The organism is Catenulispora pinisilvae (assembly GCF_015356865.1).
Classification (GTDB): domain Bacteria; phylum Actinomycetota; class Actinomycetes; order Streptomycetales; family Catenulisporaceae; genus Catenulispora; species Catenulispora pinisilvae.
In genome coordinates, this window is sequence record NZ_JAAFZA010000111.1 from 1 (window position 1) to 24703 (window position 24703).

Genomic DNA, 24703 nt, shown 5'->3' on the forward strand with positions numbered 1-24703 from the left:
GAGACAGGCCCCGACGCCCCGCAGTACCGCGAGCAGTACGCCGGTCCGCAGAATCCGCCGCGCGGCGGCCGGGAGCCGTACGCCGCCGACCCGCGACAGGCCGGTCAGCCCCCGTACCGGGACGGCGACCAGTACCGGGATCCCGGCGCCTCCTCGCTGGGGCAGCGCCGCGACCCGCGCAGTCCGCAGCCGGACCCGCGGAACCCCCAGCCGGACCCGCGGAACCCTCAGCAGCACGCCGGGCCCCCGCAAGGCCGGCAGCCCGACCCGCGCCAGGCTCCGCACGCAGACCAGTACGGCGACCAGTACGGCGGCGGCCCCTCGCACGGCGCCGACCCGCGCCGCGCCCCGGCCGATTCCTGGCAGGCCGCCCCGCCCAACGGGAACTCCGATCCCGGCCACGGCCGGCGCTCGGGCGAGGAGAACCGGGCCCTGTTCCGCGACGAGATCCCGGGCCGCGGCGCCGACCAGCAGCCGCCGTCCTGGCAGCCGCCGCAGCAGGAGCAGTACGGCGCCGAGGACGAGCAGGAGCGCGACTGGCGCGACGACTACGAGGACGCGGTCAGCGCCACCCGCTGGGACCTCTCGCCGATCCCGACGATGACGGTCGCGCCCCGCCGCGCGAACCCCAGCAACCTCGAAGCCCTGATACCACCACGCCGCGGCCGGGTGCAGGGCCCGGCGACGCGCGGGCCCGGCGGCCCGGCCGGCACCGGACCGGGCACCCGCGAGGGCGGGCCCTGGGAGGCCGGCGTCCGGGACCGCACCCCGACCGAGGTCCGCCCGGCGGCCCCGGCCGAGCCCAGCGTCGGCCGCGCCTCGCGGCTGATGGCCCTGGGCACCCTGGCGTCCCGGCTGACCGGCCTGGTGCGGCAGTTCCTACTGGTGGCCGCAATCGGCACCGCGAGCATCGCCAACTCCTACACCATCGGCCTGAACCTGCCGAACATGCTGTACATCCTGATCATCGGCGGTGCGCTGAACGCGGTGTTCGTGCCGCAGTTGGTGCGCTCGATGCACCGGGACCGCGACGGCGGCTCGGCCTACGCCAGCCGGCTGCTGACGCTGGTCCTGACCGGCGTGTTCGTCCTGACGATCCTCACCGAGCTGTTCACCCCCGAGCTGGTGGACGTGTTCTCCAGCTTCAAGGGATCGGACCGGCAGCTGGCGATCGACCTCGGCCGGATGTTCATGCCGCAGATCTTCTTCCTGGGCCTGTTCGTGGTGCTCGGCCAGATCCTGAACGCCAAGGGCCGCTTCGGCCCGATGATGTGGACGCCGGTGCTGACCAATGTGGTGGTCATCGGCTCCACCAGCGCCTACTGGTACATCAACCGGAAGAACGACCTGACGCCCTCGACGATCCCGGCCTCCAACGTCCGGCTGCTGGGCCTGGGCGTCACGCTGGGCATCGCGGTGCAGGCGCTGACCCTGCTGCCGTACATCAAGTCCGCGGGCATGCACCTCACGCTGCGCTTCGACTGGCGCGGGCACGGGCTGGGCAAGGCGGTCACGCTGGCCAAGTGGACGCTGCTGTTCGTGCTGGTGAACCAGATAGGGCTGGCCGTGGTCATGCGGTACGCCTCCAACGTCAACAACGACGGCTTCGAGCACTGGGGCGTGGCGGCCTACAACAACGCCTTCATGATCTGGGGCCTGCCGCAGGCCCTGATCACCGTCTCGGTGATCACCGCGCTGCTGCCCCGGATGAGCCGCGCGGCGGTCCGCAACGACCTGGCCCAGGTCCGCGACGACATCTCCTACGGCCTGCGGGTCACCGGGGTGGCGATCGTGCCGTCGGCGTTCGCGTTCCTGGTCCTGGGGCCACAGATCGCCGTGGTGCTGTTCAAGCACGGCGGCATGTCCATGGACAACGCGCACATCATCGGTTACATGCTGTCCGCGTTCGCGCTCGGCCTGATCCCGTTCTCGGCCCAGTTCCTGATGCTGCGCGGCTTCTACGCCTTCGAGGACACCAAGAGCCCGTTCACCATCAACATCTGGATCTCGGCGGCGAACGTGGCGCTGAGCTCGGCGGTGTTCTACGTGCTGAAGGGCGGCGGCGAGGAGCGCTGGGCCGTGGTCGCGATGTGCGCGGTCTACGGCATCGCCTACTGCCTCGGCCTGGCGATCACCGTGCAGAAGCTGAAGCGGCGGCTGCACGGCCTGGACGGCAAGCGCATCATGCAGACCTACGTCCGGTTGATAGGAGCCTCCGCGGTCGCGGCCGGGGCGACGTTTATCGTCGCTTTATATGTGAACCGTATGGTCGGTCAGAGTTGGCTGGGCTCCGCCGTCTCGCTGGCGGTCGGCGGGGGTCTCCTGGCGACGCTGTATGTGGTGTGCGCCCGCCTGATGCACGTGGAAGAGGTCGAGCAACTGCTCGGCTCGGTACGCGCGAAGTTGGGGAGGTAGCCGCCTGGCGATCACCCGGTGTCGACCGATCGAGAGACGTTTCCCGATGCAACCGCCCATGGTTCTTAACGGTCTGCACAGATGAGGGTCGGACAACGCGCCACGAGGACGGCACGAAACCTAATACCATGAGGCGGGGATGACGAGACCATGCCACAGAGCATGCACGGACCAGGGAGTCATGTGGCAGCCGCGGACCAGACCACCGATCCGGACGGCGGCATCGGCGCGGACGCCGAGGCGCTGATCCTGTCTCTCGGCGTGACCGCCGGCGACCGGCTGGACGGCCGGTACCGCCTGGACCGAGTCCTGCACACCACGGGACCCGCCGTCACCTGGCTCGCCGCCGACGAGAAGCTGAACCGCCCGAACCGGATCCACCTGCTGCGCTCCGATCAGCCGCGCGCCGAGGCCTTCATGGCCGCCGCCCGGGCCGCGGCCGCGATGGCCGACAACCACTTCGTCCAGGTCCTGGACGCCGTGCCGGACGAGGGTCTCTACTACGTCATCACCGAGTGGCTGCACGACGGCCACACGCTGGGCGAGGTGCTCAGCGGCGGCCCGGTCCCGGTCACCGAGGCGGTCCGGATCACCACCGAACTCGCCCGGGCCATGACCGAGGCCCACGACCAGGGCCTGGCCCACCTGCGGCTGTCCCCCAAGACCGTGCTGCGCACCGACACCGGTGAGGTGAAGATCCTCGACCTGTGCCTGGCCGCGGCGCTGACCGGCACCGTCTCCCGGGACCCGCTGGGCACCGACCTGACCGCGATCGGCGAACTGTCCTACGCGCTGCTCACCGGCAAGCGCCCGCAGCAGCCGGACCCGATCCCGCCGAGCGAGCTGCGCCCGGAGGTCTCCCCGCAGCTGGACGAGGTGATCCTGCGCATCCTCGGCGACGGCCCGGCGGGCCCGCAGTTCCAGACCCCGACCGAGGTCGCCGACGCGCTGGCCCAGCTGCCGCGGCCACGCTACGAGGCCCCGCTGCCCTCGACCCCGCAGACGGCGCCGCTGCGCCACCAGCAGACCACCGTGATGCCCGCGATGCCGTCCGGCACCGCCCGGACCACCGCCATGCCGCAGGTGGCCCCGAGCTACCAGCCGGCGCCCACGTCGCAGCAGCGCCCGGTGGGGCACACCGCCCCGCAGCGGCCGGCTTCCTACGACGAGGACGAATACCGCCCGCGTGGCGGGGGATCGGGCTCCGGCTACGGCGGCTCGCGCGGCTCCGGCAACGGCGGCGGCGGCCGGAACAGCTCGACGCTGATCGGCATCGGCGGACTGGCCGCCGTGGTGGCCATCGCGCTGCTGGCCTACACGATGTTCAGCGGCAGTGGCAGCAAGGGCGACCAGAAGGCCGGCGCCACGAACAGCTCCGCTTCTCAGACCTCTACCACGGGTGCCAGCCAGGCACCGCCGTCGGCCGGCGTCACCGCCGCCTCGGTGTCGATCTACGACTCGGACGACGGCAGCGAGGGCAAGGGCTACCTGGTGAACAACCAGATCGGCGACAAGGGCTGGATCACCAACCAGTACTGCGGGCCCACCCCTACCCACAGCGGCAAGCCCAAGGGCACCGGGCTGATCTTCGACCTGGGCTCGGCCAAGACCATCTCCAACGCGACAGTCACCATCGGCACGGCGGGCGCGGCCATGGAGATGTGGACCGCGGACTCGTCGGTCACTTCAGTACCCTCCATCAGCGCCGGCCAGCCTCCGGCGGGGTTCACCAAGGCCGCTTCGGCAGACCCCGGCAGCACCACGGTCACGCTGAAGGCCAACTCCCCGGCAAGCACCCGCTTCGTCCTGATCTGGTTCACCCAGCCGCTGCCGGCCGCCCCGAACCCGGACATGTCAATACCGTGTGCCAAGGGTGGGACCAGCCGCTACGGCGACTCCATCATGTCCGTGAAGTTCAACGCCTCCTGATCCGCACCCACCATGCCGCCCCAGCGCGCCGACCTCACCCTGCTCGACGACCGGGCCCTGCTGGCCCGGCACGTCGAGGGGGACGGTGACGCCTTCGGCGAGCTCTTCCGCCGGCACCGCGACCGGCTCTGGGCGGTGGCGCTGCGTACGCTGAGCGACCCGGAGGAGGCCGCCGACGCGCTGCAGGACGCGATGATCTCGGCGTACCGGGCGGCCGGCTCGTTCCGCGGCGATTCGGCCGTCACCACCTGGCTGCACCGGGTCGTGGTGAACGCCTGCCTGGACCGGATGCGGCGGCGTAGCAGCCGGCCCACCGTCCCGCTGCCGGAGGTGGAGACCGAGTACGCGCGGCCCACCGTCACCGACGACATCGCCAACACCGACCTGCGCCTGGCCCTACAGTCGGCGCTGGCCACCCTGCCCGAGGAGCAGCGGGTGGCGCTGGTCCTGGTGGACGTCGAGGGCTACAGCGTGGAGGAGACCGCCCGGACCCTGGGCGTGGCCCCCGGAACCGTCAAGAGCCGCTGCGCCCGGGCCCGGGCGAAACTCCTGCCACTCCTGAGACATCTCCGCGAGGGGAACCCACCGCCGCCCGCGGGGAAGGCTGAACCAGGCGGGAACCAAGGGGGCACGGCGCGCGTCAAAGTTCCGACGCGCCAAGATCGACGGGAAGGAGGCAGGGCCGGATGATCACCGATCCCGCCGCTTCCCAGCCCGGCACCCACCTCGACCCGGACCAGCTCGCGGACCTGTTCGAGGGGCTGCTCGATCCGCCGACGACCGAGTCGGCCCGGGCCCACCTGGCCTCGTGCCCGCTGTGCTCCACCGACTTCGCCCTGATCGCCGGCGACACCGGGCTCGCCGATCTGCTGCCGCCGGTGCCGATCCCGCGGGACGTCCTGATCCGTGTCGAGGCCGCTCTGGACCGCGAGCCGCCGCTGAGCACGGCCCCGGCCGCGGACACCGCCCCGGCGGGCCATGCCGCCGCCCGGCCGCGACGCCGGCGGTTCCGCATCGCCCTGGGCGGCCTGGCCGGGGCGACGCTGGTGATCGTCGGCGGGATCGGCACGGTCGTCGCGCTGAACAGCGGAAGCGACGGCGTCCGGAAAAGTGCCAGCAACGCGGCCGCGGACGGGGCCGGTCCGCGACCGAATGCCGGCGGCGTCCAGTCCGGCGAGGCCGCGAGCCCGGTCCCGGGGATGTCACCCCAGGTCGGCGTCGCCCCCGACGGCGGCTCGTCGGGCCCGACATTCAGCACCTTGAGTATTCAGCAGCAGGCTGAGGGCTTGATCGGTGGCCATATGTCGACTCCGGCTAATGGCACGCCCCAGAAGGGCGCCACAGCATGCCTGCCGAATTCGGTGCCCAGTGGCGCACAGCTACTGGCTGAGGCCCAGATCCAGTACCAGGGCAAGCCGGCGACGCTGTCGGTCTACTCGCGGCCCGGCAGCACGACGGTCGCCGACGTGTTTGTCGTGGACCTCGATTCCTGCACTTCGGGCAAAACCGGACAAGCCGTCGACCAGACCACGGTCCCCCGCCCTTAACACCACGTGTGAAACCCGCCACGTGGCGCGGCCGGGAATGCATCTTGCCTAGGATCGGTTGAGCCAACCGGCACTGAAGTCGCCCCAGGATTCGAGAGGCCAGGCTCACGTGAGCGAGATCCGTAACGTCATCATCATCGGTTCCGGACCCGCCGGGTACACCGCCGCGGTCTACACCGCGCGTGCGGGCCTGAATCCGCTGGTGTTCGCCGGTTCCGTGACGGCCGGCGGCGCCCTGATGAACACCACCGAGGTCGAGAACTTCCCGGGTTTCCCCGAGGGGATCATGGGCCCGGATCTGATGGACAACATGCAGAAGCAGGCCGAGCGGTTCGGCGCGGAGCTGGTCTTCGACGACGTCACCGCGGTCGACCTGACCGGGCCGATAAAGAAGGTCACCGACTCGGCGGGCACCGTCCACGAGGCGCACACCGTCATCGTCTCGACCGGCTCGGCGTACAAGGAGCTGGGCCTGCCGGACGAGAAGCGGCTCAGCGGCAAGGGCGTCTCCTGGTGTGCCACCTGTGACGGCTTCTTCTTCAAGGGCCAGGACATCGTCGTGGTCGGCGGTGGCGACACCGCCATGGAGGAGGCGCTGTTCCTCACCCGCTTCGGCCAGACGGTGACCGTCGTGCACCGCCGGGATGAACTGCGGGCGTCCAAGGTGATGCAGGAGCGGGCCTTCGCCAACCCGAAGATCTCCTTCGTCTGGGACTCCGAGGTCGCCGGCATCGAGGGCGACGCCCACGTGACCGGGGTGCTGCTGCGCAACCTGAAGACCGGCGAGGAGACGCTGAAGCCGGCCGGCGCGCTGTTCGTGGCGATCGGCCACCTGCCGCGCACCGAGCTGTTCCGCGGCGTGCTGGACCTGGACGACGAGGGCTACATCAAGGTCGACTCGCCGACCACCCGGACCAGCCTGCCGGCCGTGTACGCGGCCGGCGACGTGGTCGACCACACCTACCGGCAGGCGATCACCGCGGCCGGCACCGGGTGTGCCGCCGCGCTGGACGCCGAACGGCACCTGTCCGAGCTGGCGCACCACCAGACCGTCACCGTCTGACCGACGTTTCCCGTGAAACATCGCGCGATGTTTCACGGGGCTGCATTCGATTTGAAGGCGCCACCACCCCGGACGCTGGCTACACGAGGAACTACACGAGGAGCACACCATGGGCGACATCCGCGCAGTGACCGACGCGACCTTCGAGACGGAGGTCCTGAAGAACGACAAGCCGGTGCTGGTCGACTTCTGGGCGCCCTGGTGCGGCCCGTGCCGCCAGGTCGCCCCGGTGCTGGAGGCCATCTTCGCCGAGCACGGCGACAAGATCGACGTCGTGAAGCTCAACACTGATGAGAACCCCCTCACCCAGGCCAAGTACGGCGTGCGGTCGATCCCGACGCTGAACGTCTACCGCGGCGGCGAGGTCGTGAAGACCATCGTCGGCGCCAAGCCGAAGGCCCTGCTGCTCAAGGACCTGGCTGACTACGTCGGCTGAACCAGTGTCGGCTCGTCAAAGGGGCGGTCTTTTGACCGCCCCTTCGCCTTTGCGCAGGAGGCGAGTGGCAGAGTGCGTAGGGTAGAGGACCGTGACCACTGAACCGACCTACCGCCGCGGCGACTCCGGGCCCGCGGTGGCCGCGATCCGCGAACGCCTGGCCCGGCTCGGCCTGATCGACGCGGGGAACATCCCCGTGCAAGGCGAGCCGGTCTTCGACGAGGCGGTGGAGACCGCGGTCCGCCACTTCCAGCAGACCCGCCGCACCACGGTCGACGGCATGGTCACCCCCGGCACGATGCGGCTGTTGGAAGAGGCCTCCTGGCGGCTCGGCGACCGCGACCTGACCCCGGCGGCCGAGCCGCCGTTCGGCGACGACGTGGCCGAACTCCAGCGCTCGCTGCTCACCCTCGGCTTCGACTGCGGCCGGGTCAACGGCGCCTACGACCCCACCACCGTCGGCGCGGTCCGCGAGTTCCAGCGCAACGTCGGGCTCCCGGCGACCGGCATCACCGATCTGGCGACCGTACAGGCCCTCAACCGCCTGAACCGCCGGATGGCGCACGGCGGCCTGCTGCACGCGATGCGCGAGTCAGAGGCCATCCAGAGCGCCGGCCCGGCCCTGCCCGGCAAGACCCTGGTCCTGGACCCCGGCCACGGCGGCCCGGACTCCGGGGTCGGCGCCGGCGGCCTGATCGAGGCCGAGGTGGTCTTCGACATCGCCGACCGGGTCAAGACCCGGCTGGAGAAGCTCAGCGTCACCACGTACCTGTCACACGGCCCCGGCGGCAGCCCGGACGACCGGCGCCGCGCCGAGAAGGCCAACGAGCTCGGCGCGGATCTGCTCATCTCGCTGCACTGCGACGCCCACAGCAATCCGGCGGCCTCCGGCGTCGCGGCCTTCTACTACGGCAACGACCGCTTCGGACACAGCTCCCCCACCGGCGAGCGGTTCGCCGGCCTGGTGCAGCGTGAGATCACGGCCCGCACCGGCCTGGCCAACCTCGGCACCCACGGCATGACGTGGGACGTGCTGCGCTACACACAGATGCCCGCGGTGCGGATCGAGCTCGGCTACCTCACCAGCCCGCACGACGCGGCCCTGCTGGCCTCACAGCGGTTCCGCGAGTCGTGTGCCGACGCCATAGTGATCGCGGTCCAGCGGCTGTACCTGCCGCCGGAGTCGGACTCCCCGACCGGCGTGCTGCGGCTGGCCGAACTGCGCGCGCAGTAGGCGATCAGGCTTCGGCGGGTCCCGTATCGGTCACCCGGACCCGCCCGCTGGTATCCGCTGGCTCTCCCCTCACCGCCAACCGGCGGGTCACCGGGAGCTCAGCCCCGGATCGCGCCCCTACCCTGGAACCGTGCCTCATCCCCAGCAAGCCGTCCTCGTCGGCCGCGGCCACCCGGCGATCCGGGCGACCCATGCGAAGACCTTCGAGCTGACCGCGGAGCCGGCCATCACGCCGCGCGCGACGTGTGTGCTCGCGGTCGGCACGGTCCTGGACCCGAATCTGGCCCCACTGCGCGGCCGGGTCCGACTGACCCTGGCGACCCCGGGGCTGCCCGCCCTCACCGGTGAGGCCACGCTCAATCCGCGCCGCGCGCTCACCGACCGCGCCGTCATCCGCCGCAGCCGCACCCTCGACGCCGACACCCTGGCCGTCGACTCCACGCTCACCGCGGACGACCTCCCGGAGGAGTTCGCCGCCGCCCTCACGGACCCGGAGCGCGAAGTCACCCTCACCGTCGAAGAGCTCGGGCCGTCGCGCCCCCTCCTGCGGGTCACCTTCGGCGACCGCACCCGGCTCCCCGCCGCGAAGGCTCTTGTTTCACGGGAAACCATCGATGTTTCACGGGAAACCGTGGACCTCACCATCGCCGAGGACGCACCGCCCAAGGAGGTCGCCGCGACCAACGCAGTGCTCGAACGAGCGGCCGCCGCCGGAGCCCGGGTCACGGTCCCCGGGCCGCACAAGCCGCTGGAAGCTCTTCTGGCCGCGGGCCTACCTCCTTACCCCTGCACCTATCTGGGGAGCCCTCAGCGCCTCTCCACGCTTCCTCTGACCGCGGTCGTGTTCCACATGCCACCGGCGAGCTCTGCCGCACTGTTCGCCGGGCGGGACGTCTGGATCGAGGACACCTCGGAACTCGACCTCGGCACGGCCGTGATGCACACGGTCGCGGCTGCCGCGGTCGATACGCCCGGCGTACTGACCGTCGTCGGCCCGGCCTCCTCCGACGCCGAACCCGTCGACCTGACCGCCGTCGCCCGCGCCCTCACCGAAGCCGGCATCGCCCCCAGGACCCTGACCGAGGCCCTGGCCCCCTTCGGACTCACCCGCAAACGGCTCTACGCGCTTCTCAACGAGCAGGACCAGACATGACCCGCACCGCCGCACTCAAAGTCCTCGCCGGCAAGAAGCTGACCGACCTGGCTCCCACGGAACTGGCCGGCGCCCTGGCCGCCGCCGAGCGGGTCCTCGTCGACGTCGGCACCGGCGACGCCCGCACCGCCTACCGCCAAGCCGTCGCGCACCCGGAGTGGTTGGTGATCGGCGTCGATCCGGCGTGGCAGCGGATGACCGAGACCGCCGTGCGGGCCGCCCGCAAGCCGGTCAAGGGCGGGGCACCGAACCTGGTTCTGGTGAGTTCGGCGATCGAGACGGTCCCGGCCGCGCTGCACGGGGTCGCCGACGAAGTCACGGTGCTCATGCCGTGGGGCAAACTGCTGCGCGGCGTGGTCCTGGGGGAGACCGACGTACTGTCCGGGCTGCGTGCGGTCGCCAAGCCCGGCGCGCCTTTGGAGATCTCGATCGGCACCAGCATCTGGCGGGATCCGGTCCCGCTGGAGATCCGCGACCTCCCCGAACTCACCCCGGAGGCGGTGGCCTCAACCGGACTGGCCGATCGTCTGGCCGCGCTCGGCTGGCAGCTCGCCGACGTCCGGCTGGTGCCGCACACCGAGCTGGCCACCATCAGCTCCTCGTGGGCGCGGCGGCTGGGGTCGGGGGCCACCGAGACCGTCCTGCACCTCCGAGCGGTCGCGGTCGACCCACGTGACCCGGTGCGGCCGCAGGACGCCGCTGCCGAACCCGGCGAGGACGCCGCCGGCGAACCACAGCGCGACGTTTAGCGCACGCCGGACCGTCAGCCGGCCCTTGAGCAGTGAGGCGATCCGCCTACGCATCAGCCGGCTCCTTCCGGATCAGATCGGCGATGACCGGCGGAAAACCCGCCGCTGAGCTGCCAGTGCGGCGTTCCGCCAAGGGGATGTTAGTCCTGTCACACGGCGTCGAAAAGGCGGACAAGCCCCCGGGAAGATGGCTTTGCCTGCTTGACTTGGTGAACAGGCATCGACCTTCCGACTCCAAGGAGAGTGATATGGAACTCCCGCAGCGTCCGGGTTCCCGGCTCGACTCGTATGTCGACCGCTACGCAGCCAGGACCCGCGGGATGACCGCATCGGAGATCCGAGCTCTCTTCGCCGTGGCCTCCCGGCCGGAAGTGGTGTCCCTCGCCGGCGGCATGCCGAACCTCGCGGCGCTGCCGATGGACGCGATCGCGACCGTGGCCGAGGAACTGGTCCGCGAGTCCGGCACCGTCGCGATGCAGTACGGCGGAGCCCAGGGCGATGAGAAGCTGCGGGAGCAGATCTGCGAGATCATGCGCCTGGAGGGCATCGAGGGCCACCCCGACGACGTGATCGCGACCGTCGGCTCGCAGCAGGCGCTGGACCTGGTCACCCGGATCTTCATCGACCCGGGCGACGTCATCCTGGCCGAGGGCCCTTCCTACGTCGGCGCGCTCGGCGTCTTCGCCTCGTATCAGGCGCAGGTGGTCCACGTGGAAATGGACGACCAGGGCCTGGTGCCGGACACCCTGCGCGCGGCGATCGCCTCGGTGAAGGCCTCCGGCCGCCGCATCAAGTTCCTCTACACGATCCCGAACTTCCACAACCCGGCCGGCGTGACGATGGCCGTCGAACGGCGGCCGCAGATCGTCCAGATCTGCCGCGAGGCCGGGATACTGATCCTGGAGGACAACCCCTACGGGCTGCTCGGCTTCGGAGGCGAGATCTACCCGGCGCTGCGGTCGCTGGACACCGAGAACGTCATCTATCTCGGCTCGTTCTCCAAGACCTTCGCCCCCGGCTTCCGGGTCGGTTGGGCGCTGGCCCCGCACGCCGTGCGGGAGAAGCTGACGCTGGCCGCCGAAGCCGCCGACCTGTGCCCGCCGGCTTTCTCCCAGATGCTGGTCTCCCGCTATCTGGGCACCCAGCCGTGGCGCGAGCAGATCAAGGCGTTCCGGGAGATGTACCGGGAACGGTGCGAGGCCACGCTGTCGGCGCTGTCCGATCTGATGCCGGCGGGTGTCACGTGGACCAAGCCCGACGGCGGGTTCTACGTGTGGGTCACCCTCCCGCCGGGGCTGGACTCCAAGGCGATGCTGCCCCGCGCGGTGACGGCCCGCGTCGCGTACGTCCCGGGCACCGGCTTCTACTCGGACGGGTTCGGCACTTCCTCGCTCCGCCTGTCGTACTGCTACCCGACGCCGGAGCGGATCCGGGAAGGCGTGCGGCGGTTCGCGGACGTCCTGCGCGAGGAGATGGAACTGCGGGCTGCCTTCGGGCACGAGGCATCCCGAGCGCTCGAGACCCGGGACGGGGTCGACACACCCGGACCGGATCTCGCCTAGCGACCGATGTTTCACGGGAAACCGGGGAACCGGTTTCCCGTGAAACATCGGTCGGGCAGCGTGAAACGGCGGGGTGTTTCCCGTGAAACATGACGCGGCCAGACTGCCGGTGACCCTGTTTCACGGGAAACCGAACCACCGTTTCCCGTGAAACATCGGCCTCCAGCCGGTCCGCGGACTGGCATGATCGGGGGCGAAGAAATCGGAGAAGGGCAGTGATTGCAATGAGCGACCTGGGCCGTGTCGTCGTCTTGGCCGGCGGCCTCAGCCACGAGCGCGACGTCTCGATCCGCTCCGGCCGACGGGTGGCGGACGCGCTGCGCGGGGCGGGCGTCGAGGTCCAGGTGCGCGACGTGGACGCCGGACTCCTGCCATCGCTGCTCGCCGACCGCCCCGACGCCGTCTTCCCGACCCTGCACGGCGCGACCGGTGAGGACGGCGCGATCCAGGGGATCCTGGCTCTGCTGGGAGTGCCCTACGTCGGGTCGTCCCCAGCGGCCTGCCGCCGCGCCTTCGACAAACCCTCGGCCAAGGACGCCATCCGTGCCGCCGGACTGTCCACCCCCGACTGGGTCGCCATCCCCAAGACGACGTTCCGGGACCTCGGTACCCAGGCCGTCCTGGACGCGGTGTCCGCCGCATTCCCGTTGCCGCTGTTCGTGAAGCCCGCCCGCGGCGGCTCATCACTCGGCGCCGCCGCCGTCCGCACCCGCGAGGAGCTTCCGGCCGCCCTGGTGGCCTGCTTCGCCTACGACGAGACGGCACTCATCGAGCGCCAGATCGCCGGCCGCGAAATCGCGGTGGCGGTCGTCGACACCGGCGACGGCCCACGGGCCCTGCCCGCCGTCGAGATCGTCGCCGACTCCGGCGTCTACGACTACGCGGCCCGCTACACCGCCGGCATCACCGAGTTCTTCGCCCCCGCCCGCCTCACCCCCGACGAGGAGAAGGCCGTGGCGGACGTCGCCGTCCGGGCGCACACCACCCTCGGCCTGTCCTGCATGTCCCGCACCGACCTGATCCTCGACGCCGACAGCACGCCCTGGTTCCTGGAAGTCGCGGTCGCACCGGGCCTCACCGAGACCAGCTCGGTCCCGCTCGCGGTCGGCGCCGCGAATCTCGACCTCGGCGTGCTCTACCGGGATCTGGTCGAGGCCGTCATCGCCGAGTAGCGCTCCCATGTTTCACGGGAAACCGAGGCCTGGTTTCCCGTGAAACATGGCTCGTTTCACGGGAAACCAGCCGGTGTTTCACGGGAAACCAGCCCTGTCCGCCCGGGCCCGTGGCAGATCTCCCTCGCGATTAGCCTTGCCGCCCCGACGTCCGCTCTGCTGCACGCTGGCTCGGCACCGAGCCCCGGCGAGCGCGCCCCGTTCCTCGAGGGCTTCCCGACTCGGTTCCATCTTCGGCAGCGGCCAGTCGGCACTTCGACTCCCGGACGACCGCCGCACCCGTCGGACGTCCTGGCCCCTGGTCCGTGAAGGCCTCGTTTCCCGTGAAACATCGCCGTTGTTTCCCGTGAAACATGGCAGAGGCCCGGCGGACACCGCCGGGCCTCGTCACGGTTTCCCGTGAAACAACTACTCGCCGAGGATCGTCTTCGCGATCCGCTTCAGGTCCTCTATCCCCGCGTACTCGATGGTGATCCGACCGCGCTTCTGCATGATGTCGACCTTCACCCGGGTCTCCAGCCGGTCCGACAGCCGCTGGCCGAAGTCCTCCAGGATCGGCATCCGGCTTCCGGAACGCACCCGCTTACCCTTGGGCTTCTCGCTGAGGTCGAGGTAGTCCTCGCCGGGCTCGGTCAGCGCGGTGTCCAGGGCGGCGGCGTCCCAGCGGCCCATCCCGGCCAGCTCCTCGACCGCCCGCACCGAGAGGTTCTCCCGGACGATGCGCTTGGCGATCTCCTCCTGCTGCTCCACCGACTTCAGGCCGAGCAGCGCCCGGGCGTGGCCGGCGGTGATGACGCCGGCCGCGACCCGGCGCTGGATCCCGGGAGTCAGGGTGAGCAGCCGCAGGGTGTTGGTCACGTGCGGCCGGGACTTGCCGATCTTCTCGGCCAGCACCTCATGGGTGCAGTCGAAGTCCTTCAGCAGTTGGTCGTAGGCCGCCGCCTCTTCGAGCGGGTTCAGCTGGGCGCGCTGAAGGTTCTCCAGCAGCGCGTCCAACAGCATCCGGTCGTCGCGGGTGTCGCGGATGATGGCGGGGATGGCCGACAAGCCGGCCTCCTGCGAAGCCCGCCACCGCCGCTCGCCCATGATGAGTTCGTAGCGGTGCTCACCCTCGGGCTCGGCCAGCTGCCGGACCACGATCGGTTGCAGCAGGCCGACTTCCTTGATCGAGGCGACCAACTCGGCCAGGGCGACTTCGTCGAACTCGGTCCGCGGCTGCACCGGGTTCGGGCGGATCTGGCCCTGCGGGATCTCGGCGAACGACGCGCCCGGAACCGGCATCAGCCCGTCCGGCAGGTCGGCGTCGAAGGCGGATTCCGGGCTCGATGCCGGGGCCGGAACCGACGCCGAACGGGACCCGATGCTCGCCGTGTCGGACGACCGATAGTCCGGAGCGGTGTCGATCGGCAGCGTTCCCAGCGCCGTCCGCACCGGCACGGCCGGCGCTGTTTCCCGTGAAACATCGGTCGCGGTTTCCCGTGAAACAGTGTCTTCGGCGGTCGACGTGGTCGCCGACTCGGCACGGGACTTCTCGGACAGTATCGACGTGGGGGCGCCGGAGGGAATCAGGGCCCCCAGGCCCTTGCCCAGTCCGCGTCGGCGGTCGTTCACCACTGCTCTCCCATCGTGCCGTTCACTGCCCACCGCTGTGCAGGGACGCCCCACCGTACTCGATGTCGGCCCGGAAATCGTTCATGCCGTCCATCGGGACCCGGGACGCGCCGCGCTCGGCGATCTCCCGGGCCGCGTCCCGGTAGGCGATGGCGCCGGTCGACACCGGGTCCCACGTCATCACGGTCTGGCCGTACGACGGCGCCTCGGACACCCGCACCGAACGCGGGATCGCCGAGGACAGCACCTCGTTCGGGAAGTGCGTCCGCACCTGCTCGGCCACCTCGGTCGACAGCCGGGTCCGGGAGTCGTACATGGTGAGCAGGATCGTCGACACGTGCAGCTCGGGGTTGAGGTGCCCGCGGATCAGCTCGATGTTGTGGAGCAGCTGGCTCAGACCCTCCAGCGCGTAGTACTCGCACTGGATCGGGATCAGCACCTCGGCACCGGCCACCATCGCGTTGACCGTCAGCAGGCCCAGCGACGGCGGGCAGTCGATGAGGACGTAGTCCATCTTCTTCTGGTAGGCGGACAGTGCCTTGCCCAACCGGTTCTCCCGAGCCACCATCGAGACCAGTTCGATCTCGGCACCGGCCAGGTCGATGGTCGCCGGGCAGCAGTAGAGATTGGGGATCTCCGGGACCTGCTGCACGACCTCGTCCATCGTGTAGCGCTCGATGAGGACGTCGTAGACCGAGGGCACGTCGGCGTGGTGCTCGACCGACAGCGCGGTGGACGCGTTGCCCTGCGGGTCCAGGTCGATCACCAGTACCGAGGAGCCGGCCTGGGCGAGCGAGGCGGCCAGGTTGACCGTGGTCGTGGTCTTGCCGACGCCACCCTTCTGGTTGGCGACGACCAGCACTCGGGTCTTGTCCGGCTTGGGAAGCCGGGTGACTCCGGACAGCGCTTCTATGGCGGCGGCGGCTTGGCGGGCGATCGGGGTGTCCGAGTCGTCGGCGACGGAGGGACCCTGGGCGGGAACGGAAGAAGACGGCATGTGCGATACCTGAAGGGGTGCAGAGGGAGTGGCTCCCGCGGGAACGTGTCCGGACTCGTACTCGAGGTCCACCGGCGGCGTGGCCATCACGTCGGTGGTCCCGGCGGGGTAGTAGGGCTCGTCGTTCAGGCTGTCCACCACTGACTGCGCGAGCAGCGGGTCGACCCCCTGGTGCTCTCGGTGTTCATTGCCGGGTGCGGCCACGGAAGAACTCCTGTCATGGGACGCGCGAATGGCTGTGCTCGCCGAGGCGAGAAGCTACGAACCAACAGTCTGCCGTACTCGCTTCCCCGAGAACGAACGAAGGGCGGAGTTTCGGCGTGAAACACAGCCTCTTTCGCCAGTTTCCCGTGAAACATCGCCCGGGCCAACCGTCGCGAGCCGGTTTCACGGGAAACATCCGGCGATGTTTCACGGGAAACCGGCTCACTGGTCCGGCGATCACCGGGGAGCTACGCGCTACCGGCCCCCGCTGTTTCCCGTGAAACATCGACGACCGACGCCCACTCTCAGCGCCCGGGCCGCCGGTTCCGCGGCCGGGACTTCTTCGCGCTGCGAACCTGGATCTCCTCGTCGATCCCGACCCGGATCACCGTCGTCGGCGGGTCCACGATCCCGGCGCCGACCATCTGTACGCTCCAGCGCGTGGCGCCGAGCTTCGCCAACAGCTCCGCGCTCTCGGCCAGCTCGGCCTCGGCCGAACCGCCCTTGAGCGCCACCATCTCTCCACCGGAACGCAGCAGCGGGAGCGACCAACCGGCCAGCCGGTCCAACGGCGCCACCGCCCGGGAGGTCACCACCTCGAACCGCTCCTTGCCGGCGAACTCCTCGGCCCGGCCGCGCAGGACCCGGACGTTCTCCAGACACAGGAGGTCGATCACCTCGTCCAGGAACAGGGTGCGGCGCAGCAGAGGCTCCAGGAGGGTGACCGACAGGTCCGGACGCGCCAGCGCCAGGACGATGCCGGGCAGACCCGCGCCGGAGCCGACGTCGCACACCCGGATGTCCGCGGGCAGCAGTTCACCGACCACGGCGCAGTTGAGAATGTGCCGCTCCCACAACCGCGGCACTTCGCGGGGACCGAGCAGTCCGCGGGTCACCCCGGGGCCGGCAAGGATCTCCGCGTACCGGGTGGCGTCCGCCGCCCGGTCCCCGAAAACGGACACCACCGCCTCCGGGGCGGGGCCTAGCACCAGATCGGTGGGCTCGCCGCCGCCGGCGACGGCAGGGTCCGGCGCAGAAGGTCGCATGTCTCCACTATGTCCCAGCTCGGTCCTGCTCGATCCTCAGGCCGACTGTGACAGGGACGGAAGGACGACCACACAGCGGTTCGGCTCCTCGCCCTCCGACTCGCTGCGCAGCCCGGCGGCCGCCACCGCGTCGTGCACCACCTTGCGCTCGAACGGCGACATCGCCGAGAGCTTCACCGGCTCGCCGGTCTCGGCCACCTTGCGGGCCGCCTCGGTGCCGATCCGGGTGAGCTCGGAGCGCCGGGTGGCCCGGTGCCCGTCGATGTCCAGCATCAGCCGGGACCGCTCGCCGGTCTCCCGGAGCACCGCCAGCCGGGTCAGCTCCTGCAGCGCGTCCAGGACCTCGCCCTCGGAGCCGACCAGGTGCGAGAGCTTGCCGCCGACGATGGACACCGAGGCCCGGTCGCCCTCGACGTCCATGTCGATGTCGCCGTCCAGGTCGGCGATGTCGAGCAGGCCCTCCAGGTAGTCGGCGGCGATGTCGCCCTCCCGCTCCAGGCGGGCGATGCGCTCGGCCGGTGACTCCGGGGCCCGCTCGGCGGGCTTGTCGGCCTGTTCCTGGCCGGCCTGCGGCTCGGCGTCGGCCAGTTCGGAGGCCTCGGCCTCGGTCACCGCGGTGGTGTCGCTCATGCCGTGCGGCTCCTCTACTTCTTGCGCTTGCTACGAGTGGTGCGGACCGGCTGCTGTCGCTGCCTGGAGACCGCCGCCTTGTCCTGGGCGGCGGCGTTGGCCGACGCCAGTTCCCTGGCCGCCTCCGGGTCCTTCGCGATCAGGTCGTGACGCTTCTTCTCCTCCTTGGCCTTGCGGCGGGCCAGCATCTCCTTCTCGGCCTGGCTGCCGGGCATCGGGGAGTTGCGCAGAGTGTAGAACTGCTGACCGATCGTCCACACGTTCGTGGTCATCAGGTACAGCACGACGCCGATCTGCACGTTCAGGCTGAAGAACAGCATGCCGAACGGCATGACGTAGAGCATGATCTTCTGGCTCTGCATCATCGGGTTCGGGACGCTGTTGTCCATGTTGGTGTTCTTGGCCATCATCATGCGCTGCGTCAGGAACTGTGACGTGGCGTAGATGACCGCCATGATGACCGCGACGACCTGCAGGTTGGTCACCGAGTGCACACCGATCAGGGCCATCTGGGACGAGCTGTGGTGCAGGAAGCTCAGGGACAGCGGCGCGCCGAAGAAGTTCGCGTGCTGGGCGCTTTGGGCGTCGGTCTTGGACAGCGCCCCGACGGCGTTGCCGGCGGCGACGTGGCTGAGCACCCGATACAGGCCCATGAAGAACGGCGTCTGCAGCAGGATCGGCATGCACGAGGCGAACGGGGACGTCCCGTTGTCCTTGTACAGCTTCATCATTTCCTGCTGAAGCTTCTGCTTGTCGAGCTTGTACTTCTTCTGCAGGGCCTGGATCTGGGGCTGGAGTCGCTGCATGTTCTGCATCGACTTGATCTGCTTACGGAACAGCGGGATCATCGCCGCGCGGATGGTGATCGTCAAAAAGAGGATCGACAGCACCCAGGACGCCGAGGAATCACTGCCGAAAACCGCCCCGAACGCCCGGTGCCACAGCATCATCACGAAGCTGGTGGCCCAGATGATCGGGGAGAGGATTGTGTCGATCACGATCGCGCTCCTCGGCTGGACATCAGGTCGGGCCGGACCGCGTCGCGGGCCGGCTTGGTGGGCAAACCGACCATCTCAGTCCGGTCGGAAGTCTGTGTTGTCTCACCAGGGGAACTCGTCTCGGACGCCGAGAGGTTCCGCGCCTGGCCGTCGTCTTCGTCGCCCTCAGGACCCCTGGGCTCACGGGGCTTGACTGGATCGTATCCGCCCGCGCTCCACGGGTTGCAGCGCAGCACCCGCCACACGGTCATGCCGCCGCCCTTGATCGCCCCGTGCGTCTTCACGGCCTCATAGCCGTAGTGGGAGCACGAGGGCTCGAACTTGCACACCGGGCCGCGCCAGTTCACGACCGGGCTCAGGACGATCTGGTAGAGCCGGATCAGGCCCATCAACACGTACTTCATCGCAACAGCTTCCGCAGGGCCGAATCCAGGTCGGCGCCAAGGGTCGCCGAGTCCGCGGTGGCCGCCGCCGGGAGTGCCCGGACCACCAGTCTGGACCCGGCGGGCAGCAGATCCAGCCGATCGCGGACCAGGTGCCGCAGCCGGCGCTTGACCGCGGTCCGCACCACGGCCGGGCCCACGGCCTTGCTCACGACGAAGCCCGCCAGCACGGCGGCATCAGCCGCGGCGGGCGGGGGGTCGCTGGGAACGGCCAGGTGCGCGACAAGGGTGGTCCGTCCGGCACGTCGGCCGCCGCGTACGGCAGCACCGAAGTCCGCCGACCTCCGCATGCGGTGCGCGGAGGAGAGCACGGCGGGTCGGAAGGATCTGAACCGCGGCTCAGGCCGACAGCTCGCTACGGCCCTTGGCACGGCGGTTGGCCAGGATCGCGCGCCCGGCACGGGTCCGCATCCGGAGACGGAAGCCGTGGGTCTTGGCACGACGGCGGTTGTTCGGCTGGAAGGTGCGCTTGCTCACTGGGGGCTCCGCTTTGTTGGTTGGCGCCCTTCAGGGCGGCGTCACTGCTCGGTATGTCTGTGAAGTGCGGCAACAGGGTCTCGCGCGTAGACGCGCGGCATCGGCAATCGACTTCTCGACCTGCTTACGGTACGTGGCGCCACCCGGAAGGGTCAAACCCGAGGTGGGCCCGGCCGTCACAGCACTCCTGAGGACTATTATCCACAGGACCACTGTACTTGTGGATAACCGTGGGGAACCGCTACCGTCAGCGAACCGTCGCCGCCAGGCGGTGTGCGGCATTTTGTCAGGCCCGCTCGGCCCCGGTGGGCGCCGGACCTGTGAAAACGACAGATACGACAACCGACGCGGCCGCGCCCGGCCTTATCCACAGCTGTACACAGTTGCTGCGTACGACCTGTGGAAAGCCTGTGGGAAACGTGACGCCGATCCGCCGGCGCCGGCCAGTGGCGGCAACAGAATGGAGCCGCAGGACGTGTCAGACCCGCAAGGCTACACCCCGCTCCCGCATCCGCCGGCCGCCCCCGGCGATGCCACCGCGCTGTGGCCGCAGTTCCGCGTCCGGGTCGAATCGGACAGCTCCCTGACCAAGAGCGAGCAGGCCTTCCTCATGATCCCGGAGGCCCGGACCGTGATCGGCGACACGATCGTGCTCGCGGTGCCTGACGACTTCTCCAAGAACTATCTGGAGCAGCGGCTGGAGCCGATGCTCACCACCCACCTGGCCGCCATGTTCGGCCCGGACATCAAGTTCAGCCTGTTCGTCGACAAGGCGATGGAGAACACCCCGGGCTCGGCGTCTTCGGCCCCGGCCCCGGCCGCCCCGGTCATCCAGCAGCTCGCGCCGCCCCCGGCGCACTGGACGCCGCCCCCGGTGACCTCAGCCGGTCCCGAGCAGCCCGTGCCGTCGGCCTTCCACAGCGACCCGCCGGGCTTCCCCACCGAGCTGCCCCGGGCCTCGGCCGGCGGCGTGGCCCTGCCCCCGCCGCGCATCTCAGAGCCCCCGGTCGAGGAGAGCGACCCGATAGCGGCCACTCTGTCCTTGTCCACCGGCAGCCCCGGCGCCCGTTCGTCCACACCGGACGACGGCGCCAAGGCCCAGCAGGCCAAGCTCAATGAGAAGTACGTCTTCGAGACCTTCGTCATCGGCTCCAGCAACCGCTTCGCGCACGCCGCCGCGGTCGCCGTCGCCGAGGCCCCGGCCAAGGCCTACAACCCGCTGTTCATCTACGGCGACTCCGGCCTGGGCAAGACGCACCTGCTCCACGCGATCGGCCACTACGCGCGCAACCTGTACCCGGGCACCCGCGTGCGCTACGTGTCCACCGAGGAGTTCACCAACGACTTCATCAACGCGATCCGCGACGGTGCCGGCAACCACCTGCGCAAGCGCTACCGCGATGTCGACATCCTGATGGTCGACGACATCCAGTTCCTGGAGAACAAGGAGGGAACGCAGGAGGAGTTCTTCCACACCTTCAACACCCTCCACAACGCCTCCAAGCAGATCGTCATCTCCAGCGACCGGCCGCCCAAGCAGCTGAACACCCTGGAGGACCGGCTCCGCTCCCGGTTCGAGTGGGGCCTGATCACCGACATCCAGCCGCCCGAGCTGGAGACCCGGATCGCGATCCTGCGCAAGAAGGCACAACAAGAAGGTCTGAACGCGCCGCCGGAGGTGCTGGAGTTCATCGCCTCCAAGATCTCCACCAACATCCGCGAGCTCGAGGGCGCGCTGATCCGGGTCACGGCGTACGCCTCGCTGAACCGGGCCCCGGTCGACTTGTCGCTGGCCGAGGACGTGCTGAAGAACCTGATGCCGGACGCCGCGGGTCCGGAGATCACGGCCTCCACGATCATGGCCCAGACGGCGATGTACTTCGGGATCACCATGGAGGACCTCTGTGGGACTTCCCGCAGCCGGATCCTCGTGACCGCCCGGCAGATCGCCATGTATCTGTGCCGCGAGCTCACCGACCTCTCCCTGCCCAAGATCGGGCAGGCCTTCGGCGGCCGGGACCACACCACGGTCATGCACGCCGACCGCAAAATCCGCAACCTGCTTCCGGAGCGCCGGGCCATCTTCAACCAGGTCACCGAGCTCACCAACCGCATCAAACAGTCCGGCTGACCTGCCTGTTCGCTCTAAGGTCCCCCGCGCGCCCGGCGCGGGGGACCTTTTTGATGTGCCGCCACGCGCCGGTGACGCGACACGCCGAAGATCGAGAAAACCCGCGCCTCCCACCTTTCATAGCTCCTTGTCGACTAATGTCCTCACATGTCCGCTTCGAAGCTCTATGTCGCTAAGGAGATGGCGGGAAAAGGTCCGGACGCATGACGTTCCACTGGTTCAACTTGTCACCCACATGGCAGATCGCAAGGGTCACGCCCGGCTGGGGAAAAGTCGGGGGAAAACTGGGGATAACCTGTGGACAACGCTGTGCGTAACTGAGTGGACGTGTGGATACCAGCGAGTTATCCCCAGAGATGATTTGTTTTCCACAGCTGAATACACAAGCAATGTGGACTAACATAATAGGTCTGAGCTGCCCAGAGACCGGTTATCCACAGTATCCACAGGCCCTACTACTACTACGAGAACAGTTAGCTACGTCGGCCGATTTGATCAGTCTCGGCCCACATCTGTGGAAAACCTTGCGGTCCACTTGTCGGACGTCCTAAGGCGCCGAGGCCGGATTCACTCTTTCAGGGTCCTCTGACAGTGCTTCCCCCGTTCTCGCCGTTTCCACTCCTGCCGAAGCTCGTTTCAGGCACACTGGAACCTCTCGATCGCCGCGCCGATTCACAGCCTGTGGGTCGCAGGCGGCATGATGGGACGCTGGTTCCGACGAGCAGCGAGCAAAGCAAGCAGGAGGCGGTGTCCGGTGAAGTTCCGGGTCGAACGCGACGTCCTTTCCGAGGCCGTGGCATGGACTGCGCGGTCCCTGCCCAGCCGCCCGGCCGCCCCGGTGCTGGCCGGCCTGGTCTTCGAGGCCGTTGAGAGCGAGGGCGGCGAGGGGGACAACGGTTCGGTCACGCTGTCCGGCTTCGACTACGAGGTCTCCTCGCGGGCGCAGATCGGTGCCGACGTCACCGAGCCCGGCCGCATCCTGATCCACGGCAAGCTCCTGGCCGACATCGCCAAGTCGCTACCGAACCGCCCCGTGGAGTTCTCCACCGAGGGCTCCAAAGTTCTCGTCAGCTGTGGATCCAGCCGCTTCACTTTGCAGACCCTCCCGGTCGAGGACTACCCGGCGCTGCCCACGATGCCGACCGCGACCGGTGCGGTCACCGCCTCCGGCCTGGCCAGCGCGGTCTCCCAGGTGGCCATCGCGGCCGGCCGCGACGACACCATCCCGATGCTGACCGGGATCCGGGTGGAGATCGAGGGCGAGAAGATCACCCTGGTCGCCACCGACCGGTTCCGGCTGGCCGTGCGCGAGCTCCAGTGGAAGCCCGAGCAGCAGGACATGTCGGCGACCTCGCTGATCCCGTCCAAGGTGCTGTCCGACACCGCCAAGGCGCTCACCGGCGGCGACTGGGTCACCCTGGCGCTGTCCGGCGGCGACGCCGGTGAGGGGCTGATCGGCTTCCAGTCCGGTGACGGCGCCTCCAGCGGCGCCAAGGGCTCGCGCCGGATGACCTCGCGGCTGCTGTCCGGGGAGTTCGTGAAGTACCGCTCGCTGTTCCCGTCGGAGTACAACATCACCGCCACGGTCGAGACCGCGCCGTTCCTGGAGGCCGCCAAGCGCGTGTCCCTGGTGGCCGACCGCACCTCGCCCATCAAGCTGGCCTTCACCCAGGGCGAGGTGACCCTGGAGGCCGGCGCGGGCGACGAGGCGCAGGCCTCGGAGGCCATGGACGCGGTACTGGACGGCGAGGACATCAGCGTCTCGTTCAACCCCAGTTTCCTGCTGGACGGCCTGCAGGTGATCGACACGCAGTACGCGCAGCTGTCGTTCACCGTCGCCTCCAAGCCCGCGGTGCTCATGGGCCGACCGGCGTTGGACGCCCCGCCGCAGGAGGAGTTCCGTTACCTGATGATGCCGCTGCGTGTCCCGGGTCAGTCCGCAGGCTGACCGGGCAAGCACACGCTGCGCGCTCACCGTAAGGTCGGTCCTGACACAATCAGGTGACGGAACAATCAAGGGGAAGACCATGGAGATCGGTCTTGTCGGCCTGGGCAAGATGGGCGGCAACATGCGCGAGCGCATCCGCCGCGCCGGGCACACGGTCGTCGGCTACGACCGCGACCCCAAGCTGGCCGACGTCGGCTCGCTGAAGGAGCTGGTCGAGGCGCTGCCGGCGCCGCGCGCGGTCTGGATCATGGTCCCGGCCGGCGAGGCCACCGACGCCACCGTTCGCGAGCTGGCCGATCTGCTGGACGCCGGTGACATGGTGATCGACGGCGGCAACTCGCGCTGGACCGAGGACGTCAAGCACGGCGAGCTGCTGAAGACCAAGGACATCTCCTTCGTCGACGCCGGCGTCTCCGGCGGCGTCTGGGGCCTGCAGAACGGCTACGCCCTGATGGTCGGCGGCGAGGACGCGGACATCGCGCGGGTGCAGCCGGTCTTCGACGCGCTCAAGCCCGAGGGCGACAGCGGTTTCGTGCACGCCGGCGGGATCGGTGCCGGCCACTTCTCGAAGATGGTCCACAACGGCATCGAGTACGGCATCATGCAGTCCTACGCCGAGGGCTGGGAGCTGCTGGAGTCGGCCCCGAACGTGACCAACGTGCGCGAGGTCTTCCGCTCCTGGCAGGAGGGCACCGTCATCCGCTCCTGGCTGCTGGACCTGCTGGTCCGCGCGCTGGACGACGACGAGCACCTGTCCGGCATCCGCGGCTACGCCGACGACTCCGGCGAGGGCCGCTGGACCGTGGAGGCCGGTATCGACCTGGCCGTGCCGACCCCGGCCATCACCGCCTCGCTGTACGCGCGCTTCAGCTCGCGGCAGGAGGACTCCCCGCAGATGAAGGCCGTCGCGGCGCTGCGTAACCAGTTCGGCGGCCACGCCGTGCAGAAGGAGAGTTAG

At 69.5% G+C, this 24703-nt stretch carries 22 protein-coding genes; 14 read left to right on the forward strand and 8 right to left on the reverse strand.

The features are described 5' to 3' along the window. From murJ to IZR01_RS27230, 11 genes are all read left to right on the forward strand, one after another. Positions 1–2415 (forward strand): murein biosynthesis integral membrane protein MurJ (murJ, locus tag IZR01_RS27180; RefSeq protein WP_194925501.1); only part of this gene is annotated, 2415 nt, incomplete at its 5' end. A 183-nt stretch (positions 2416–2598) separates the two neighbouring features. After that, positions 2599–4344 (forward strand): protein kinase family protein, encoded by a 1746-nt coding sequence (locus IZR01_RS27185; RefSeq protein ID WP_194898215.1) that lies wholly within the window; start codon positions 2599–2601, stop codon positions 4342–4344. A gap of 12 nt (positions 4345–4356) precedes the next feature. Then, positions 4357–5034, forward strand: a complete 678-nt coding sequence (sigM, locus tag IZR01_RS27190; RefSeq protein WP_194898216.1) for an RNA polymerase sigma factor SigM — start codon at positions 4357–4359, stop codon at positions 5032–5034. Beyond that, positions 5031–5891 (forward strand): RsmA family anti-sigma factor, encoded by an 861-nt coding sequence (locus tag IZR01_RS27195; RefSeq protein WP_194898217.1) that lies wholly within the window; start codon positions 5031–5033, stop codon positions 5889–5891. The genes sigM and IZR01_RS27195 overlap by 4 nt, the downstream gene beginning before the upstream one ends. A gap of 109 nt (positions 5892–6000) precedes the next feature. Further along, positions 6001–6954, forward strand: a complete 954-nt coding sequence (gene trxB / locus IZR01_RS27200) for a thioredoxin-disulfide reductase (protein ID WP_194925502.1) — start codon at positions 6001–6003, stop codon at positions 6952–6954. A gap of 109 nt (positions 6955–7063) precedes the next feature. Beyond that, positions 7064–7390, forward strand: a complete 327-nt coding sequence (trxA, locus tag IZR01_RS27205) for a thioredoxin (RefSeq protein ID WP_194898219.1) — start codon at positions 7064–7066, stop codon at positions 7388–7390. A gap of 91 nt (positions 7391–7481) precedes the next feature. Beyond that, a complete protein-coding gene (locus IZR01_RS53505) occupies positions 7482–8624 on the forward strand; it encodes an N-acetylmuramoyl-L-alanine amidase (RefSeq protein WP_194898220.1) in 1143 nt (380 codons plus the stop codon). Between the two features lie 130 nt (positions 8625–8754). After that, a complete protein-coding gene (locus tag IZR01_RS27215; RefSeq protein ID WP_194898221.1) occupies positions 8755–9777 on the forward strand; it encodes a DUF371 domain-containing protein in 1023 nt (340 codons plus the stop codon). Beyond that, complete coding sequence (locus tag IZR01_RS27220) at positions 9774–10526, forward strand: class I SAM-dependent methyltransferase (protein WP_194898222.1); 753 nt, start codon at positions 9774–9776, stop codon at positions 10524–10526. The genes IZR01_RS27215 and IZR01_RS27220 overlap by 4 nt, the downstream gene beginning before the upstream one ends. A gap of 248 nt (positions 10527–10774) precedes the next feature. Then, positions 10775–12088, forward strand: coding sequence for an aminotransferase-like domain-containing protein (locus tag IZR01_RS27225; RefSeq protein ID WP_194898223.1), 1314 nt, complete (start codon positions 10775–10777; stop codon positions 12086–12088). A 224-nt stretch (positions 12089–12312) separates the two neighbouring features. Then, positions 12313–13260, forward strand: a complete 948-nt coding sequence (locus IZR01_RS27230) for a D-alanine--D-alanine ligase family protein (protein WP_194925503.1) — start codon at positions 12313–12315, stop codon at positions 13258–13260. Positions 13261–13668: 408 nt separating this feature from the next. Here IZR01_RS27230 and IZR01_RS27235 read toward each other — a convergent pair whose 3' ends face one another. The 8 genes from IZR01_RS27235 to rpmH form a co-directional block, all read right to left on the reverse strand. Continuing rightward, positions 13669–14871: a ParB/RepB/Spo0J family partition protein gene (locus IZR01_RS27235; RefSeq protein WP_194925504.1), complete on the reverse strand. Its 1203-nt coding sequence runs from the start codon at positions 14869–14871 to the stop codon at positions 13669–13671. Positions 14872–14893: 22 nt separating this feature from the next. Continuing rightward, entirely contained in the window at positions 14894–15868 is a 975-nt protein-coding gene (locus tag IZR01_RS27240) for a ParA family protein (protein ID WP_228560328.1), read from the reverse strand. A 509-nt stretch (positions 15869–16377) separates the two neighbouring features. Continuing rightward, positions 16378–17118 (reverse strand): 16S rRNA (guanine(527)-N(7))-methyltransferase RsmG, encoded by a 741-nt coding sequence (gene rsmG, locus IZR01_RS27245; RefSeq protein ID WP_194925506.1) that lies wholly within the window; start codon positions 17116–17118, stop codon positions 16378–16380. Positions 17119–17154: 36 nt separating this feature from the next. Beyond that, the gene (locus IZR01_RS27250) at positions 17155–17748 is read right to left on the reverse strand and encodes a Jag family protein (RefSeq protein WP_194896973.1); all 594 of its coding nucleotides are present in this window, start codon (positions 17746–17748) and stop codon (positions 17155–17157) included. Between the two features lie 14 nt (positions 17749–17762). Then, entirely contained in the window at positions 17763–18746 is a 984-nt protein-coding gene (yidC, locus tag IZR01_RS27255; protein ID WP_194896974.1) for a membrane protein insertase YidC, read from the reverse strand. Beyond that, positions 18743–19150, reverse strand: a complete 408-nt coding sequence (gene yidD / locus IZR01_RS27260; RefSeq protein ID WP_194925507.1) for a membrane protein insertion efficiency factor YidD — start codon at positions 19148–19150, stop codon at positions 18743–18745. Before yidD ends, yidC begins: the two co-directional genes overlap by 4 nt. After that, positions 19147–19500 (reverse strand): ribonuclease P protein component, encoded by a 354-nt coding sequence (gene rnpA / locus IZR01_RS27265; RefSeq protein WP_194896976.1) that lies wholly within the window; start codon positions 19498–19500, stop codon positions 19147–19149. Before rnpA ends, yidD begins: the two co-directional genes overlap by 4 nt. A gap of 28 nt (positions 19501–19528) precedes the next feature. Next, positions 19529–19666: a 50S ribosomal protein L34 gene (gene rpmH / locus IZR01_RS27270; RefSeq protein ID WP_015797593.1), complete on the reverse strand. Its 138-nt coding sequence runs from the start codon at positions 19664–19666 to the stop codon at positions 19529–19531. A 460-nt stretch (positions 19667–20126) separates the two neighbouring features. Between rpmH and dnaA the strand changes: the two genes are divergently transcribed. From dnaA to gnd, 3 genes are all read left to right on the forward strand, one after another. Next, a complete protein-coding gene (gene dnaA, locus IZR01_RS27275; protein ID WP_194925508.1) occupies positions 20127–21797 on the forward strand; it encodes a chromosomal replication initiator protein DnaA in 1671 nt (556 codons plus the stop codon). A gap of 754 nt (positions 21798–22551) precedes the next feature. Then, positions 22552–23745 (forward strand): DNA polymerase III subunit beta, encoded by a 1194-nt coding sequence (gene dnaN / locus IZR01_RS27280; protein ID WP_194925509.1) that lies wholly within the window; start codon positions 22552–22554, stop codon positions 23743–23745. Positions 23746–23824: 79 nt separating this feature from the next. Further along, the gene (gene gnd, locus IZR01_RS27285; RefSeq protein ID WP_194896979.1) at positions 23825–24703 is read left to right on the forward strand and encodes a phosphogluconate dehydrogenase (NAD(+)-dependent, decarboxylating); all 879 of its coding nucleotides are present in this window, start codon (positions 23825–23827) and stop codon (positions 24701–24703) included.

What these genes read in the sequence shown, in the direction of transcription:
- IZR01_RS27230 (WP_194925503.1), top strand. Translation starts at nt 12,313, where the DNA reads ATGAGCGACCTGGGCCGTGTCGTCGTCTTGGCCGGCGGCCTCAGCCAC.
- IZR01_RS27240 (WP_228560328.1), bottom strand. Translation starts at nt 15,868, where the DNA reads ATGCCGTCTTCTTCCGTTCCCGCCCAGGGTCCCTCCGTCGCCGACGAC.
- trxA (WP_194898219.1), top strand. Translation starts at nt 7,064, where the DNA reads ATGGGCGACATCCGCGCAGTGACCGACGCGACCTTCGAGACGGAGGTC.
- IZR01_RS27225 (WP_194898223.1), top strand. Translation starts at nt 10,775, where the DNA reads ATGGAACTCCCGCAGCGTCCGGGTTCCCGGCTCGACTCGTATGTCGAC.
- IZR01_RS27250 (WP_194896973.1), bottom strand. Translation starts at nt 17,748, where the DNA reads ATGAGCGACACCACCGCGGTGACCGAGGCCGAGGCCTCCGAACTGGCC.
- yidD (WP_194925507.1), bottom strand. Translation starts at nt 19,150, where the DNA reads ATGAAGTACGTGTTGATGGGCCTGATCCGGCTCTACCAGATCGTCCTG.
- sigM (WP_194898216.1), top strand. Translation starts at nt 4,357, where the DNA reads ATGCCGCCCCAGCGCGCCGACCTCACCCTGCTCGACGACCGGGCCCTG.
- IZR01_RS27220 (WP_194898222.1), top strand. Translation starts at nt 9,774, where the DNA reads ATGACCCGCACCGCCGCACTCAAAGTCCTCGCCGGCAAGAAGCTGACC.
- rsmG (WP_194925506.1), bottom strand. Translation starts at nt 17,118, where the DNA reads ATGCGACCTTCTGCGCCGGACCCTGCCGTCGCCGGCGGCGGCGAGCCC.
- IZR01_RS27195 (WP_194898217.1), top strand. Translation starts at nt 5,031, where the DNA reads ATGATCACCGATCCCGCCGCTTCCCAGCCCGGCACCCACCTCGACCCG.
- gnd (WP_194896979.1), top strand. Translation starts at nt 23,825, where the DNA reads ATGGAGATCGGTCTTGTCGGCCTGGGCAAGATGGGCGGCAACATGCGC.
- dnaA (WP_194925508.1), top strand. Translation starts at nt 20,127, where the DNA reads ATGGAGCCGCAGGACGTGTCAGACCCGCAAGGCTACACCCCGCTCCCG.